Source organism: Bradyrhizobium sp. 31Argb, from assembly GCF_043638955.1.
Taxonomy (GTDB): domain Bacteria; phylum Pseudomonadota; class Alphaproteobacteria; order Rhizobiales; family Xanthobacteraceae; genus Bradyrhizobium.
The window spans coordinates 1-14,660 of the sequence record NZ_JBEGDB010000046.1; the positions used below are offsets into that span (position 1 = coordinate 1).

Sequence of the window (14,660 nt, forward strand, 5' to 3'; positions counted from 1 at the left end):
ATCAGCCACAAAATGCTCCAGGCCAGATGGAACAACGACTTCCTTCTCCGCGCCCTCGCCCATATGCGATAGCCCTAGCTCTAAGGGGGAGAGCGAATGGAAAATCTCCAGGAGCTCCTGCACGGCTTCACGATCGCGGTCACCGTGCCGCATCTGGTGCTGATGGTGATCGGCGTCCTGCTCGGCATTCTCGTCGGCGTGCTGCCGGGCCTGGGCGCGCCGAACGGCGTGTCGCTGCTGTTGCCGCTGACCTTCGGGATGCAGCCGGTCTCGGCCATCATCCTGCTTTCGAGCATGTATTGGGGCGCGCTCTTCGGCGGCTCCGTCACCTCGATCCTGTTCAACATTCCCGGAGAGCCGTCGTCGGTCGCCACCACTTTCGACGGCTATCCGATGGCGCGCGACGGCAGGCCGACGACAGCGCTTGCCACCGCCTTCGGTTCGGCCGCGTTCGGCGCCCTGGTCGGGGTCATTCTGATCACCTTCCTCGCATCGTGGGTCGCGCAGGTCGCGCTCGCCTTCGGGCCGCCGGAGTACTTCGCCGTCTATTTCCTCGCCTTCGCCAGTTTCGTTGGCATGGGCGGCGCGGCGCCGATCAAGACGGTGGTCGCTCTGGCAATCGGCTTTGCGATTGCTGCGATCGGCATCGATACCGTCTCCGGCAGCGTACGCCTGACAATGGGTATCGATGAGCTGGTGAAAGGCGTGAGTTTCGTCGTGGCGGTTATGGGATTATTCGGCATCGGCGAGCTGCTGGTTGCCGTCGAAGAGGAGTTTCACGCACGCGGGGTCTCCTCAAGGATTGACTGGAAAGAAGTCTTCCGCGCGGTCGTCCGCCTGCCGCGGCATGGCATCGCTCTGCTGCGCAGCGCGGCCATCGGATGCTGGATGGGGATCACGCCGGGCGGCCCGACCGCGGCGTCCTTCATGAGCTACGGGATCGCCCGACGCTTCTCACGGCGTGGTCGCCATTTCGGCACGGGCGAAGTCGAGGGGATCATCTCCCCGGAGACCGCCGATCACGCGGCCGGCACCAGCGCGCTTTTGCCGATGCTGTCGCTCGGCATTCCCGGCTCGGCGACCGCCGCGGTGATGATGGGCGGCTTGATGATCTGGGGCCTCAATCCCGGGCCTATGCTGTTCGTCGACCAGAAGGATTTTGTCTGGGGCCTGATCGCCTCCATGTATGTGGGCAACATTGTCGCCGTCGCGCTCGTGCTGCTCACCGTTCCGATATTTGCGGCCTTGATGCGGATTCCGTTCGTCATCATTGCGCCCCTGATCGTGATCATCTGTGTCGTTGGCGCCTATTCGGTGTCGAACTCCTATCTCGATGTCGTCATGATGCTCGGCTTCGGCGTCATCGGCTATCTCTTCAAGAAGATGTTCTATCCGCTGGCCCCGCTCGTGCTCGCGATCGTTATCGGCGACAAGGCCGAGGATGCCTTCCGGCAGTCGATGCTGATGTCCAAGGGATCGCTCGGGGTGTTCTTTGCCAATCCTCTCGTGACGAGCCTTGTCTTGGCCGGGCTGACGCTGTTGCTACTTCCGCTCGCGCTGCAGATCGCGCACGTCCTGCGCAAACCGCGCGAGAAGGCCCTCGCGCCAGGTCCTGAAGACAGGAGCCAGCAGAAGTTGAGGATCACATGACCACAAAGCCGCTCATGGCACTTGCGTGGTAGATCCCGCCGGCATCGGCCCTGAGCTGACGGCGAAGCTTGTCGCGACGGGAGGAGATTCGACAGTTCGCCCGGCTCGTCGTGATCGGCGACCGTCTTCGACGGCTCGCGGAGCCGACTGTTCGCATCAACGGGGCAGTTCCGCCTCGGGACAAAATGCGCCAGGGAAATGCAGCTCTTGGGGCAAAGCGGACATCGCCCGCATATGTCTCAGAATGGCTGCCAACAGAAGTCACGGTTGTTTGGTCTTGTCTAGGCCGCGAGACTCATCCTATGCGCTAAGAGCCTAAGGCAGGCGAAGCTCCATTTTCATGGCGTGGGTCGAATATGCGGAAATCAACCCGAGATCTCCCTACAACCGGTTATGCCATCCTCGTGGATGGTCGTGTGAAGACTGAATTCGCAACGAGGGACGGCGTTGAGGGCGGGGCTAAGGATTTGAAGCGGCGCTTTCCGATGCTGCAAGTCAAGGTCTACGATGCGTAAACCAAGGCGGATCGCGAAATAGACGTGTTTTGACATCTACATTAGCGCGGAGTGAACCGCTGACCCGAGAAAGTGGCGTGGCTTGTCGCCCAGCAGTTCGCAATTTTGCGCTTTCATCTAACCAGTTCGCCGCGATATATCGCCTGTCGGAGAGCATGATGATGTTTCGAAGGCAGAAGAGCAGATCTCGCGCACGTGATGCACGGCAGGTACAGCAAGGGTACGAGCGCAACAAGAGTTCCGGCGGGGAAATCCAGGCCCGGATTGCCGAGTTGAGAAGCATGCCGCGGGAAAAGCTCGCGGATGCGGTGTTCCTGCTCTCGATGGCGACAAAGCAGCAAAGTGAGCGGATACGACGATCGATCGAGGAGCGCGCGGAGGCCGAGTTCGAGTTTGATCCGCCACCCAACGGAGATATCGCTGACTATCTCGCGGAGGAAGCAGTCTCGGTTTTGCGCCATCATGAGGCTAATGTGCCGACGCTCATCGATATCTTGTCTCAGAGATCGCCTGACATTGACTTCACCGTTCATCAAACGGACGCCGTTTCAATGCTTGCCGCGATGATTCGGGAACAGCGGCTCGAAGGCATTCTCGAAGGTCTCAGGCTTGCTGGCCTCCTGAACGAATCCTCAAAGAATCGTCATGCCGGTTTTAGTTCGTAGGGGCGAATCGATTGGAGGGAAACTCCGCAAGGCGCCTGCGGAGAGTCGCGCAAAGAAACGAAAGACCCCTACGCGGACTGCGATCTCTTCTGCGTCCCCGCTCGGCATGATGGCTCTCCATCTGCTCGCGCAATGGAGAAAGTCTGGCAGCCATGGCATTGTCTTTCTTGCCGAGAACGAGAACAGAGCCGAGCGGCTAGGCGGCGTCATTCATGATCTCGACCACTCGTGCGAGGTGCTGGTTTTTCCGCGGCTGAACACCCTGCCGTTCGATCAGTTGGAGCCGTCACACGAAATCGCCGGCAGACGGAGCTCGGTCTTGCGGCGCCTCGCCAGGCCCGAGGAGCCGATCCTGCTGGTGTCCACGGCGGAGGCGGTGATGGAGCGCCTGCCGCCGCCGGCGACTTGGTCTCGTTCAAGTCTCCATCTGAAGGTGGGCGCTACATTCTCCGAGCAGGACCTCCGGTCGCGGCTGGAGGTTCTCGGATACGACCTCGATGATGAGGCGGAGTATCCTGGCAGCGCGCTGTTCCACGGGAAGACTTTCGAGATATTTCCCGCCGGCGCACTCGGTCCATTCCGCGTGGAACATGCGGGCCAGGTGATACGGCGGATTTCGTCCTTCAACCCGACAGAGCACGAGGTTGTTTTCGAAGCGAAGGAGCTCGTCATTGATCCGATGTCGGAGCGCCTAGCGTTCGGAAGCAAACGCGGAAAGCGCGCGACACTGATTGACTATTGTGGCCGGGCCAAGTGGATCGCCGATGCGACGGTTCCGGCGCACGCCGAGAGTTGGTTGAGCACGATCGAGGAGGCGGCCAGTCGCACGGACAGGGAGCGCGAATACCTTGGCAGGCGCGAATGGAAGCAGGCCACCAAACGCATGAAGGTGCTGTCCCGCAAGGCAGCTTTCATCCCCACACCGGACTTTTCGAAGGTCGCTTCACCCAGAAAGGCTCTGCGAGCGTTCGTCGACGAGACACGACGCGCCGGTTCGCGCCTCATCTTCGTAGCGGCGCAGGAGGAAGATCTGCGCGCCATGGAGCGGATGAGTGGGGTCAAGGCTGAGCGCTTTTCGAACTGGAACGAGGCGACGGCCGGACGCAATCGCGAAGCGGCGATTCTGGCCGACTTCGATGCGGGATTTGTCGAGGCTGGCCGGAAGCCCTTGGTCGTTGTGACGGCTTCCGATGTGCTCGGGAGCAGGGCCCATCATCCGCAGCCCATGGCCAGGGCCTGGAATGCCGCCTTCGACCGGGCAGATGTGCCCGAGCCGGGCACCGTGGTCGTTCATCTGCAGCGAGGACTGGCGTTGCTCGATGGATTGCAGACGGTGGCGATGGGGGGCGTATCGTCGCACGAAACGATCCGGCTCGTATTTGCAGGAGATGATGCCGTTCTCGTTCCGCCCGCCGACCTGACCCTGATTTGGCCCTACGCATCGGAGCCCGGCGAGTTGACGCTGGACAAAGCCGACGGGAGTACATGGTGGGCTCGGCGCACCGAGGCGGAGCAGGAAATTCAAATCGCCGGAAAGCAACTCGCCAGACATATCGGTCAGCGTCGCCGGCGGAGGGCAGCCAAACTCGTACCACCAGGCCCGGCTTACGAGAGGTTCGTCGCTCGTTTTCCCTATTTCACGACGGTCGACCAGGCGAAAGCCATTCGGGACGTCCTCGATGATCTCGCATCGGGGCACCCTATGGATCGGGTCATCTGCGGCGACGTCGGATTTGGTAAGACCGAGGTTGCCTTGCGAGCGGCGGCCGCAGTCGTACTGTCGGGGAGACAGGTGGCAATCGCGGTGCCGACAACTGTTTTGGCAAGACAGCATGTCGCGACGTTTCGCAAACGGTTTGCTCCGTTCGGTATTGAGGTGGGAAGCCTGTCGCGGGCCACATCAGCGCCGGAGACACGGCGGACGAGGGAAGGGCTAAAGAGCGGAAGGCTGAAGGTTGTGGTCGGAACGCAGGCTCTCGCCTCGAAGGACGTGAAGTTTGCCGACCTTGGTCTGATTGTCATCGACGAGGAGCAGCATTTTGGCGCAGCAGAGAAGGCAAGGCTTTCAGAGCTGGCCAAGGGTATCCATACGCTTTGGATGAGCGCCACGCCGATACCGAGGACGCTCGCGGCGGGTCTCGCGGGCTTCAGGGATCTCAGTGTCATTGCGTCTCCGCCCGCTCATCGCCTTCCCGTCCTGACAAAGATCGCTCCGCTTTCGGACGCTGCCATCGTCGCGGCCTTGTCGCGTGAACAAAGACGTCACGGGCAGAGCTTCTTGATTTGTCCACGTATCCAGGATCTCGATCCGATGCTGGCGCGCGTGCAAGCGATGGCCCCGGATCTTCGCATCGTTTGTCTCCATGGCAGATTGTCTGCCGACGAAATTGACGACCGGATGATGAGTTTCGTCGAAGGCCGCGCGGACGTTCTGCTGGCGACCAATATCGTGGAAAGCGGTCTCGATATCCCACGTGCGAACACGATCGTGGTCTGCTGGCCCGAGCGGTTCGGTCTCGCGCAACTCCATCAACTCAGGGGTAGGGTGGGACGCGGTGGCATTCGCGCGTTTGCGTATCTGTTGACGGATTCAAACTCGGAGCGATCCGAGAAACGGTTGGCTGTTCTGGAGGAGTTCAATAGGCCAGGTGCGGGCTTTGCGATCAGTGCTCGAGATCTAGACCTCAGAGGGGCAGGGGATCTGCTTTCCGAGCGGCAGTCGGGCCATGTGCAGGTTTTCGGTCCCGTGCTCTACAGCCACCTTCTGAAACTGGCCTCGGAGAAAGCCCACGACAGTGCCGCCGACCTGTGGGTGCCCGACCTCAATCTTCCGATCGCGGATATGTTGCCGCCAAGCTTCGTGCAATCGGAGCCGGTCAGGCTGGAAATCTACGCTCGTGCAGCCAGGTGTCGAAGTGAGGACGAACTGGATGACTTGGAGGAGGAGACGCAGCGACGGTTCGGCAAATTGCCGCCGGCAGTCCGCGATTTCTTTGCTGCCGCAAGGCTCAGGATCGACTGCAGGCGACGCGGCATCGTAAGATTGGATGTCGGTCAGGAGGCAGTCGCCGCGACATTCCTGCCGGGACGGCTACGAAAGTCGAGAGCGCGATCGTTCCAACGCGACGGCGATAGGGTCGTCCACACCAGCGAGCGCTGCGTCGGGCCGCTTGGCAAGGCGGAAGAGTTCCTGGACCTTCTGGACGAGTGAAGCCTGAAAAGCCGCAGAGTGCGGCGGGCGATGAGCGCGAGCAACGCAACGATAGTTACCCAACCGCTCGGAAGACCAAGCCGCCTCCGGCGGCTTTTTCTTATTTGCTACCAAAGTTCCTTGCATTGTGCGCAAGCCGGCTCGGTAGCAAATTGGTAGCAACTCACTGCTCAAAACCGGTTAGATAACCTCACCACGACGCCTATGATGGATTGGAGCGAGAGCTCAAGATTTTCAGAGAGTTAAGGGGCTGCGTGTGCACGTGTGCACCGGGAGACCAAAGAAAAACTCACCAGCGATAGTGTGGGCATGCTGTCCGAGTGCAACCAAACGGCTTTGATGGGCAGCTGTGAGCGACGATCAGAGCTCTAAGGGGAGGGATTGGGGGCGCTGACGAGCGACTTCGGTCTTGAAAGTGTCGCACTCCTCGCTCGGGCCTTTGCTCAACTCCAAACGATGATTGAGACCGTTGGCGCGACTTGTCTGAGATACGTTGCTGTGGACCGCCGCCGGAGCCGTCCGGCTACAGGACCGACCGCTCTTGGCGCGAAACGGACTTTCGATCGGACGCACAAGTCGCCAAAGGCCCAACAGCCGACAGCTGGCTCTAGGCGCGCGCCTTGGCACTGACGCGAACCGATAGGGACGTCTCAACGTCGACTATTTACAGCCATTCCTCGGGATAGCGCCTTCGAGAGTGCGGCTGCAGTTTCCCGCAGAGCTCCAAGCCGGTCTTCCATCTGCTTGTTCATAATTCGCTCGAGCGGCCCAGTCATGCCTACTGATTGAAGAACTGTGCCATCCGAAAGCGTGACGGGGACAGCAAGCGCCGCAAGTCCTTCGTCGATTTCCCCAATACAGGTGGCGTAGCCCATTCTTCTGACTTTCGCGAACTCCTGATCAATCCACTTTCGGCTGGTGTGTGAATTGACGGTTGGCTTAGGAAGCTCATTTGAGAGAGCTTCAGCGATCAGTTCTTTGCTCTGAAATGCCATGATGGCCTTGCCAGTCGCTGCGGCATTCACGGGCATCTCGATTCCCGGCTGAACATATCCGCGCCACCTCACATCGGGCGAATATGAAACAGCTACCAGTACGCGCGACCCAACGAGGCGTGCGAGATAGCAAGTCTCGGTGGACGCCTCCGTCAAAGCATGAATATGGGGACCGGCGAGCGACGCGTACCAGCCATTGTCCGCGCTCGCATGAAGTAAGCGCGTTAGCCTAAACGGTCGTCAGATCAAGATCGTGTTCGAGGACACGCAGGCGTCCAACGGAACCGCGGTCAACGCATTCGTAAAGCTGGCCCAGGAGACCAAGCCCGCGTTCTTTTTTCTGTCGAGCTACTCCACGCAAAATCTCGCAACCGCGCCCGAGCTAAGCAAAGTTCAAGTGCCAGCGATGTATGCGGGCGGTGCCGACGTCGTGGCCGAAAACGGAAATGAATGGATGTTTCGCATCCGTCCCGCTGACAGCGTTTCGGCCGAAGGAATGGTGAAGGCTGCTGTCGACGTCATCAAGGTGAAGAAGCCCGGAATTCTCTATATCCAGAACGACTTCGGCCAGGGCGGTGCGCAGACGGCCGCCAAGCGCTTCGAGGCCGCAGGCATCCCGGTCGCCGGCATGGAAGCCTATGGTCAGAACGACAAGGACTTCTCCGCGCAGCTCCTTAGTCTCCGCAACAAGGGCGCGGATGCCATTCTGATCTTCAACTATCCGCAAGATGGCGCGCTGGTGCTCCGCCAGGCCAAGCAGCTCGGCTTCAAGATGCCGCTCGTTACGTCCTCTGCTGCACTGGTACCCGCCGCGACGCAGCTTCTTTCACCAGCAGACCTCGAGGGTGTCTGGGGGGTGGTCGATGCTTTCATGGACGTCAGTGTCGGTGGTCGGATGAAGGACTACGTGGAGCGCTTCAAGTCGAAGTTCGGAGTTGATCCAGATCCCTACGGGCTTGCGTACTATGACGGAGCGATGCTGATGGCCGACGGTATGCGTAAGGTCGGAACCGATCCGAAAGCGCTGCGCGGATGGCTGTCCTCGGTCAAGGGATGGCAGGGCATTGGGCACGTCTACTCGTACGATAGCAAAGGCAACGGCGTTCGCGATCTTGCTGTTGTGAAAGCGAAGCCTGGCACAAAGACCCTAGAACTCGTGCAGCCTGTCACGCTCAACTAGTCATTTACAACGAAATGGTCTGCGGTTCGGCAAGCCGGCCGCAGGCCGAGACCGTGTAGGTACGTCATGGCGGACTTCGTTCAGCTTCTAATCAACGGACTGGCGATCGGCAGCGTGTACGCGCTCGCTGCGATCGGCTTCGTGATCGTTTACTCTGCTACTGGAGTGGTGAATTTCGCGGCCGGTCAATTCGTAATGTTCGGAACGTTCGCCGGCGTTGCGACGCTCATCAACGCTCAACTTCCCTGGCCATTTGCATATTGCGCGGCGCTCCTCATCATGGCGCTGTTCGGGGCCTTGTTCTTTATCTCGGTCTATCTGCCTCTACGACGTGGTTCGGTTGTGACGATCATCATCGGGACCGTTGCCGTTAGCATCACGATGCAGAACGCCGCGTTACTGTCGTTTGGGTCGTGGCCGTTCCGCCTGCCGTCTCCCGTCGAAGACAGCGCGGTCTCTCTCGGCGGCGCGATCATTTCCACGCACGCCCTAGGCGTGGTCGCTGTGACCGCAGTGATGGTCGCCGGATTATGGCTTCTCTTCAATCGCACTTCGGTTGGCGTGGGGATGCGAGCCGTCGCGCAGGATGTGCAGGCCGCCAAGTTGATGGGTCTCAAAGTCAACCGCTTACTTGCGTTATCGTGGATCCTCGCGGCGGTACTCGCGGGCGTCGCGGGACTAATGCTCGGACCAATGTGGTTCGCGGACGTCAACATGGGTGATCCGATCGCATTGAAGGCCTTCGCTGCGACCATCATCGGTGGCTTTGGAAGTCTGCCGGGGGCCATCGTGGGCGGCCTGTTCGTTGGCTTGAGTGAAGTCCTCGGCGCATCCTACGTCTCGTCCGCGTACAAGGATCTAATCTCCTTCGGCATAATGATCATCTTTTTGCTGGTGCGTCCGCAGGGCGTCTTCGGCGAGAAGATCCAGGATCGAGGCTGATCGGATGGCGATGCGTATCCCCGTGCAGATCGCTGCGGCGGTCATTGTGATCGGCGGCCTTTCCGGTATCGTCCTTCCGGAATACCATCTTCGCCTGCTGAATTTGTCACTGATCTCCGCGGTAGCGGTGATCGGGCTCAACTTTGCCTTTGGCTATGCCGGTTTGATCTCGCTCGGTCATGCTGCCTTCGTCGGCATGGGCGGCTACGGTTTGGCCATCCTGACCACCACTTGCGGATGGTCCCCGTGGCTCGCGGCCCCCGTCTCGATCGCGGCGACAGCAGTCTCTGCTGGTCTGATTGGCTACCCATTGCTTCGATTGCGCGGTCACTATCTCGCGCTGGCGACGCTCGGCCTCAACGTCTCGTTCTACATCGTGACATCAAATTGGATAGCGCTCACAGGCGGCACCAATGGTATCGCGCGGATCCCGGAATTAAGGCTAGGGTCGCTCAGTTTCTCAAGCGAACATCAATTCTTGTGGCTTGCGCTGACAGTCCTCGCGCTAATCGCTGCCGCAGCGGCCGTACTGCACAGGTCCCGCCGCGGTCGCGAGATGATGGCAGTGCGCGACGACGAGATCGCGTCCGAGATAACTGGCATCGATACGACGCGCGTCAAGATTACTGCATTCGTACTTTCTGCCATCTGCGCCGCCGTTGCCGGATGTCTGTTTGCCCTCCACGTGCGCTTCGTCGCGCCTGAGGATTTCACTTACGCGCATTCGATCACATACCTAGCCATGCTGATCGTCGGCGGGGAAGGCACCATCGTAGGTGCTATCCTCGGGGCGGTACTGCTGACGTTTCTGCCAGAATGGTTGCGCTTTCTCGGTACCGCTTACCTGTTCTTCTTCGGTCTGCTTGTGCTTTGCATCCTGGTGTTTCTTCCTACGGGGCTCGTTGGCCTCGGGCAGCGCCTGAGCCGTCGTTCAGCGAGAAGTCCAATCCTTGCGTCTGTTCGTACTCCGGAGGCGACGTCATGAATGTCTTGGAAGCACGAAGCATTCACAAGCGCTATGGCGGCCTCGCTGCGCTGACGGACGTGGATCTGACCGTCGAAAAGGGCCAGTTCGTCGCGGTCATCGGGCCTAACGGCGCCGGAAAGTCCACGCTGTTGAACGTCCTGACAGGCTTGGCGATGCCAGATGAGGGGCAGGTGCTTCTCGATGGTCAGGCGGTCACGCGCATGGCCACTAACAAACGTATTCGTTCCGGCCTCGGCCGTACGTTTCAGCACGGGCGCGTGTTCGCGCGCCTTAGCGTACTTGAAAACGTGATGACCGGTGCAGCGATCCGTAGCGACCTTAGCGAGTCCGTCCTGCGCGAAGTCTCGATGGGAATCATCGAGCAAATGGGGTTGGCAAACGAGGCACACGAGGCCATCGGATCGCTCTCGTACGGCCGGCGCCGAATGGTCGAACTCTCACGTGCGCTGGCCTGCCGGCCGCACGTTCTCTTGCTGGACGAGCCAGCGGCCGGCCTGAATTCCGGCGAGGTCGATCAACTAATTGACCGCCTCACAGAGTTGCGCGCGGCGCACGGCCTCGCCGTGGTGTTGATAGAACACAACATGGGGATGGTCATGCGGCTCGCTGAGCGCATCTTTGTTCTCAATTTTGGCTGCAAGATCGCCGAGGGAACTCCAGCGGAGATTCAGGCAAACCCGGCCGTACTGTCTGCCTATCTGGGCGAAGGATATGTCCATGCTGTCGTGTAACGATCTCGTGGTCGCGCACGGCGATATCATAGCGCTGCAGGGCGTGACCCTCCAGGTCGAAGCTGGCGAAACGGTCGCACTTATCGGTGCCAATGGCGCCGGCAAGACGACCTTGTTGCATGCGATCTCCGGACTCAACAGGGTCTCGTCGGGAGACATAAGATTCGACGCGCGCTCGATCGCCGGATGGTCCACCGACGAACGCGTTTCGGCTGGAATTGCGCAGGCGCCCGAGGGCCGACGAATATTTCCTGGACTGTCGGTCGAGGAGAACCTGACCCTTGCGACCGTCAGTTGGCGCCGCTGGCGGCAGTCGATCGCGGCCGATCTCGATCGCGTCTTTGGATTATTTCCGCGCCTTAAGGAACGCCGGCGACAACTTGGATGGTCATTATCGGGCGGAGAGCAGCAAATGCTCGCGATCGGTCGCGCCTTGATGGCTCGTCCCAAATTGTTGCTGCTCGACGAACCATCGCTCGGCTTGGCGCCGCGGCTCGCCGAAGAGGTTTACGAACAAGTCAGCCGCATCGGCGAGACCGGTCTGACCATCCTGGTTGTGGAGCAGAACACAGTGCTCGCGCTCTCGGTCGCCGATCGCGCCTATGTGCTGGAGACAGGGCGCATTGTGCTCGAAGGGCCAGCAGAAGAACTCAAGCAAAATGCGCGTGTGCGCGAAGCTTATCTGGGCCGTTGAAGCCAGAATCAAGGAGGCAACATGTATCCCGCCAATCATTCCCAATCGCGAGATCTCTATCAGCGAGCGCTGAAAAGCCTGCCGGGTGGCAATACGCGTACCACTGTCTATATGAAGCCGTTTCCGATCTACGCTGCTTCGGGCGCTGGTTGCCGCGTCTGGGATATCGATGGCAACGAATATATCGACTGTATCAACAACTTCACGTCTCTGATCCATGGTCACGCTCATCCCGCTCTTATCGAGGCAGCGACCAAACAGCTCGCGCTAGGCTCGGCCTTCGGCATGCCGACTGAGTCCGAAGTCGATCTCGCCGAATTGCTCGCAGCAAGGCTGCCATCGGTCGATCACGTCCGCTTCTGCAACTCTGGCACCGAGGCGGTGATGATGGCGCTAAAGGCCGCGCGCGCCTACACGGGCCGGCCGAAGATCGCGAAGTGCGAGGGCGCTTATCACGGCTCTTATGACTATGCTGAAGTCAGCCTCGACCCGACGCCCGCGGCCTGGGGTGGCAACGCGCCCGTATCAGTAGCCTATGCCAAGGGCACGCCCGAGAACGTGCTCACGGACGTCGTGACAATTCCGTTCAACGATGTCGAAGCTGCTGTGAGCCTGATCCGTGAACATGGCCCCGAGCTCGCTTGTGTGCTCGTCGATCCGATGCCGAACCGCGCAGGTTTGGTTCCGGCGGATAAGGCCTACGTGGAAGCGCTCCGCCAGGTAACGCGGGAAGTCGGTGCGCTGCTCATATTCGACGAGGTCATCTCATTCCGTCTCGGCTATGAGGGTGCACAAGGGCTTTGGAGTATCGAGCCGGACCTGACTACTCTCGGCAAGATCATCGGCGGCGGGTTCCCGGTCGGCGCAATCGCGGGCGGTAAAGAGTTCATGTCGGTCTTCGATCCATCTTCCGGCAAGCCGGCGCTCCCGCACGGCGGCACCTTTTCGGCTAATCCCGTAACTATGCGCGCCGGTCTTGCCGCTATGAAGCTGCTCGATGCAGCAGCGTATTCACGACTCGATAAGATCGGCACGACGGTTCGCGAGGGTATCAACGCGGCTTTCCGGAAGACGGGCGTCGCCGGCACCGCAGTTGGATTGGGCTCGCTTCTTAAGATCCACTTCACTAATCGCAACGTCCGCGACTATCGATCGGCTTACTTGAACGAGACGGAAGCGAAGCGCCAGGCCGTGTTCAACGCCGGGCTGCTCAATCGCGGGATATTCGTCGCAAGCTACGGCCTGATGGCGCTGTCGTTGCCCATGACAGATGCTGACGTCGATACGATCGTGAAGGCGGCTGCGGAGTCACTGGGGGAGGTCGCCGCGTTCGGCTGATCAAGCCCTTTGTACCGTGAAATGCTCCGACCGGCGTTCAGTTGACGCCGGATAGAGACCCTCTTTCCTACTAGCAGGCCCGCGATGACCTCGAAGATTGATCCTATCACCCGTTCCGTTGTCCAGCATCGTCTGAGTTCGATCGTGAACGAAATGGGCGAGGCGATGCTGCGTACATCTTACTCCCAGATCCTGAATTCCAGCCGCGACTTCTCGCTGGGGATCTGCGACGTAAATGGGCGGTTGATTGCGCAGGCGGATCATATTCCGGTCCATGTCGGCGCGCTGTCCTGGGCAACGCTTGCGATCGAGGAGCGCTTCAAGGACATCAAGCCCGGGGACGTTCTGCTGCTCAACGATCCCTATCATGGTGGCAGCCATTTGCCGGATCTAACCGCGTTCGTGCCAGTCTTCGATGGAGAGCGAAGGCTGTACTGGACCATCGTGCGCGCACACCAAAGCGATATCGGCGGAGCTACCCACGGTGCCTACAATCCGGGCGCGACCGACATTTGGCAGGAAGGATTGCGCGTACCGCCGATCCGTCTCTATGAAGGCGGCAAACTTCGCGACGATTTGCTCGACATGCTGGCACTTAACGTGCGCAATCCGCGCGATTTCCGCGGCGATCTCGCGGCCATGGTTGGGGCGGCGCACCTTGGCGAACGCCGGGTGAGACGACTGTTCGACGAGTTTGGTGGAGAGGTCGTCGAAGCGGCCGTCGAAACAATTCTCGACGCGGCTGAACAACAGACGCGGGCAGTCCTGTCGACGTGGCAGGACGGTACGTTCTACGGAGAAGCGTATCTTGACGATGACGGTCATGGCCGAAGCGACATTAAAATCGCCGCGAAGGTGACTAAGAAGGGGTCCGATATCGAGGTCGATCTTTCGGGGTCGGATCCGCAGTCGACGAGTTTCGTCAATTCGTCGCACGCCAATATGCAGGCTGCGGTCGTTATGGCGTTTGCCTATCTGATCGACGCAGATATTCCCAAGAATGCCGGCGCCCTTCGGCCGCTGAAGGTCGTTGCAAAACAAGGTACGATCGTATGGGCTGATCCTGGTCGTCCGGTTACGATGTGCACCAGCCATCCGTCGAATGAAATCGTGGAAGCCATCGTCAAAGCGCTTTCCCAATCGTGTCCCGATCGCGCGATGGCCGGGTGGAGCCGCAGGTTCCGCATCGCCATCCAAGGTGAGAATCCGCGCACAGGACGCAATTTCATCTGGCATCTGTTTCAGGCGAGACCCGGCGGCGGCGCGTCGTCGGCGGGCGATGGTTGGTCATCGATCGGCGAGTGGCATACGGTCGGGGGCATCAAATTCGGCAGCATCGAGGTCGACGAAGCCCGGTTTCCGCTCCATTTCCGACATCACGAATTTCGCCCGGACTCCGGCGGAGACGGCAAGTTTCGTGGTGGCCTCGGCGTGTCGTTGGATCTCGTCGTGGAAACGGCGAAACCTGCGCGAGCGAACACGGCAGGCGAGGGTACGAAGCATGGAGCATGCGGGATGCTCGGCGGCAGCGACGGGCTTCCGCATCAGTACACCCTCGTGTCGAAAGGCCGCGCGCCGCGCGTGCTGCGGACCAAGGAGGTCGGCATCGAAGTCCTTCCCGGCGACTGCTTCGAGGTTCGCTCCTCCGGTGGCGGAGGATGGGGCCCACCTGGGCAACGGTCGGCTAAAGCGCGCGAAGCCGACTTGGCGCAGGGCGTTACGACAAAAATTACAACGATTTAGCGGGTATC

General features: G+C 60.2%; 10 protein-coding genes and 1 pseudogene. 10 read left to right on the top strand and 1 reads right to left on the bottom strand.

From position 1 onward, the window contains the following. The first annotated feature begins 96 nt into the window (after positions 1-96). From AAFX91_RS12010 to AAFX91_RS12020, 3 genes are all read left to right on the top strand, one after another. Entirely contained in the window at positions 97-1,650 is a 1,554-nt protein-coding gene (locus AAFX91_RS12010; protein WP_130580662.1) for a tripartite tricarboxylate transporter permease, read from the top strand. Between the two features lie 673 nt (positions 1,651-2,323). After that, positions 2,324-2,830, top strand: coding sequence for a hypothetical protein (locus tag AAFX91_RS12015; protein ID WP_245476422.1), 507 nt, complete (start codon positions 2,324-2,326; stop codon positions 2,828-2,830). A 106-nt stretch (positions 2,831-2,936) separates the two neighbouring features. Continuing rightward, complete coding sequence (locus tag AAFX91_RS12020; protein ID WP_394566580.1) at positions 2,937-6,041, top strand: DEAD/DEAH box helicase; 3,105 nt, start codon at positions 2,937-2,939, stop codon at positions 6,039-6,041. A gap of 650 nt (positions 6,042-6,691) precedes the next feature. Here the strand turns inward: AAFX91_RS12020 and AAFX91_RS12025 are convergent. Next, a complete protein-coding gene (locus AAFX91_RS12025; protein WP_283813544.1) occupies positions 6,692-7,108 on the bottom strand; it encodes an IclR family transcriptional regulator C-terminal domain-containing protein in 417 nt (138 codons plus the stop codon). Between the two features lie 169 nt (positions 7,109-7,277). Between AAFX91_RS12025 and AAFX91_RS12030 the strand changes: the two are divergent. The 7 genes and pseudogenes from AAFX91_RS12030 to AAFX91_RS12060 all read left to right on the top strand — a co-directional run. Continuing rightward, positions 7,278-8,216 (top strand): annotated as a pseudogene (locus AAFX91_RS12030) (ABC transporter substrate-binding protein); the annotation flags it as partial. A gap of 66 nt (positions 8,217-8,282) precedes the next feature. Continuing rightward, complete coding sequence (locus AAFX91_RS12035) at positions 8,283-9,158, top strand: branched-chain amino acid ABC transporter permease (protein ID WP_282528269.1); 876 nt, start codon at positions 8,283-8,285, stop codon at positions 9,156-9,158. A gap of 4 nt (positions 9,159-9,162) precedes the next feature. After that, positions 9,163-10,143, top strand: a complete 981-nt coding sequence (locus AAFX91_RS12040; protein ID WP_394566582.1) for a branched-chain amino acid ABC transporter permease — start codon at positions 9,163-9,165, stop codon at positions 10,141-10,143. After that, positions 10,140-10,877, top strand: a complete 738-nt coding sequence (locus tag AAFX91_RS12045; protein ID WP_394566584.1) for an ABC transporter ATP-binding protein — start codon at positions 10,140-10,142, stop codon at positions 10,875-10,877. Before AAFX91_RS12040 ends, AAFX91_RS12045 begins: the two co-directional genes overlap by 4 nt. Next, positions 10,864-11,571 (top strand): ABC transporter ATP-binding protein, encoded by a 708-nt coding sequence (locus AAFX91_RS12050; protein WP_394566585.1) that lies wholly within the window; start codon positions 10,864-10,866, stop codon positions 11,569-11,571. Before AAFX91_RS12045 ends, AAFX91_RS12050 begins: the two co-directional genes overlap by 14 nt. Positions 11,572-11,592: 21 nt before the next feature. After that, a complete protein-coding gene (locus AAFX91_RS12055) occupies positions 11,593-12,909 on the top strand; it encodes an aspartate aminotransferase family protein (protein ID WP_130580665.1) in 1,317 nt (438 codons plus the stop codon). 84 nt (positions 12,910-12,993) lie between these two features. Beyond that, positions 12,994-14,652 carry a hydantoinase B/oxoprolinase family protein gene (locus AAFX91_RS12060; RefSeq protein WP_394566586.1) on the top strand — a complete coding sequence of 553 codons (1,659 nt, stop codon included), beginning with the start codon at positions 12,994-12,996 and terminating at the stop codon, positions 14,650-14,652. Positions 14,653-14,660 lie beyond the last annotated feature (8 nt).

What these genes read in the sequence shown, in the direction of transcription:
- AAFX91_RS12035 (WP_282528269.1), top strand. Translation starts at nt 8,283, where the DNA reads ATGGCGGACTTCGTTCAGCTTCTAATCAACGGACTGGCGATCGGCAGC.
- AAFX91_RS12050 (WP_394566585.1), top strand. Translation starts at nt 10,864, where the DNA reads ATGCTGTCGTGTAACGATCTCGTGGTCGCGCACGGCGATATCATAGCG.
- AAFX91_RS12040 (WP_394566582.1), top strand. Translation starts at nt 9,163, where the DNA reads ATGGCGATGCGTATCCCCGTGCAGATCGCTGCGGCGGTCATTGTGATC.
- AAFX91_RS12045 (WP_394566584.1), top strand. Translation starts at nt 10,140, where the DNA reads ATGAATGTCTTGGAAGCACGAAGCATTCACAAGCGCTATGGCGGCCTC.
- AAFX91_RS12020 (WP_394566580.1), top strand. Translation starts at nt 2,937, where the DNA reads ATGATGGCTCTCCATCTGCTCGCGCAATGGAGAAAGTCTGGCAGCCAT.
- AAFX91_RS12010 (WP_130580662.1), top strand. Translation starts at nt 97, where the DNA reads ATGGAAAATCTCCAGGAGCTCCTGCACGGCTTCACGATCGCGGTCACC.
- AAFX91_RS12055 (WP_130580665.1), top strand. Translation starts at nt 11,593, where the DNA reads ATGTATCCCGCCAATCATTCCCAATCGCGAGATCTCTATCAGCGAGCG.
- AAFX91_RS12060 (WP_394566586.1), top strand. Translation starts at nt 12,994, where the DNA reads ATGACCTCGAAGATTGATCCTATCACCCGTTCCGTTGTCCAGCATCGT.
- AAFX91_RS12015 (WP_245476422.1), top strand. Translation starts at nt 2,324, where the DNA reads ATGATGTTTCGAAGGCAGAAGAGCAGATCTCGCGCACGTGATGCACGG.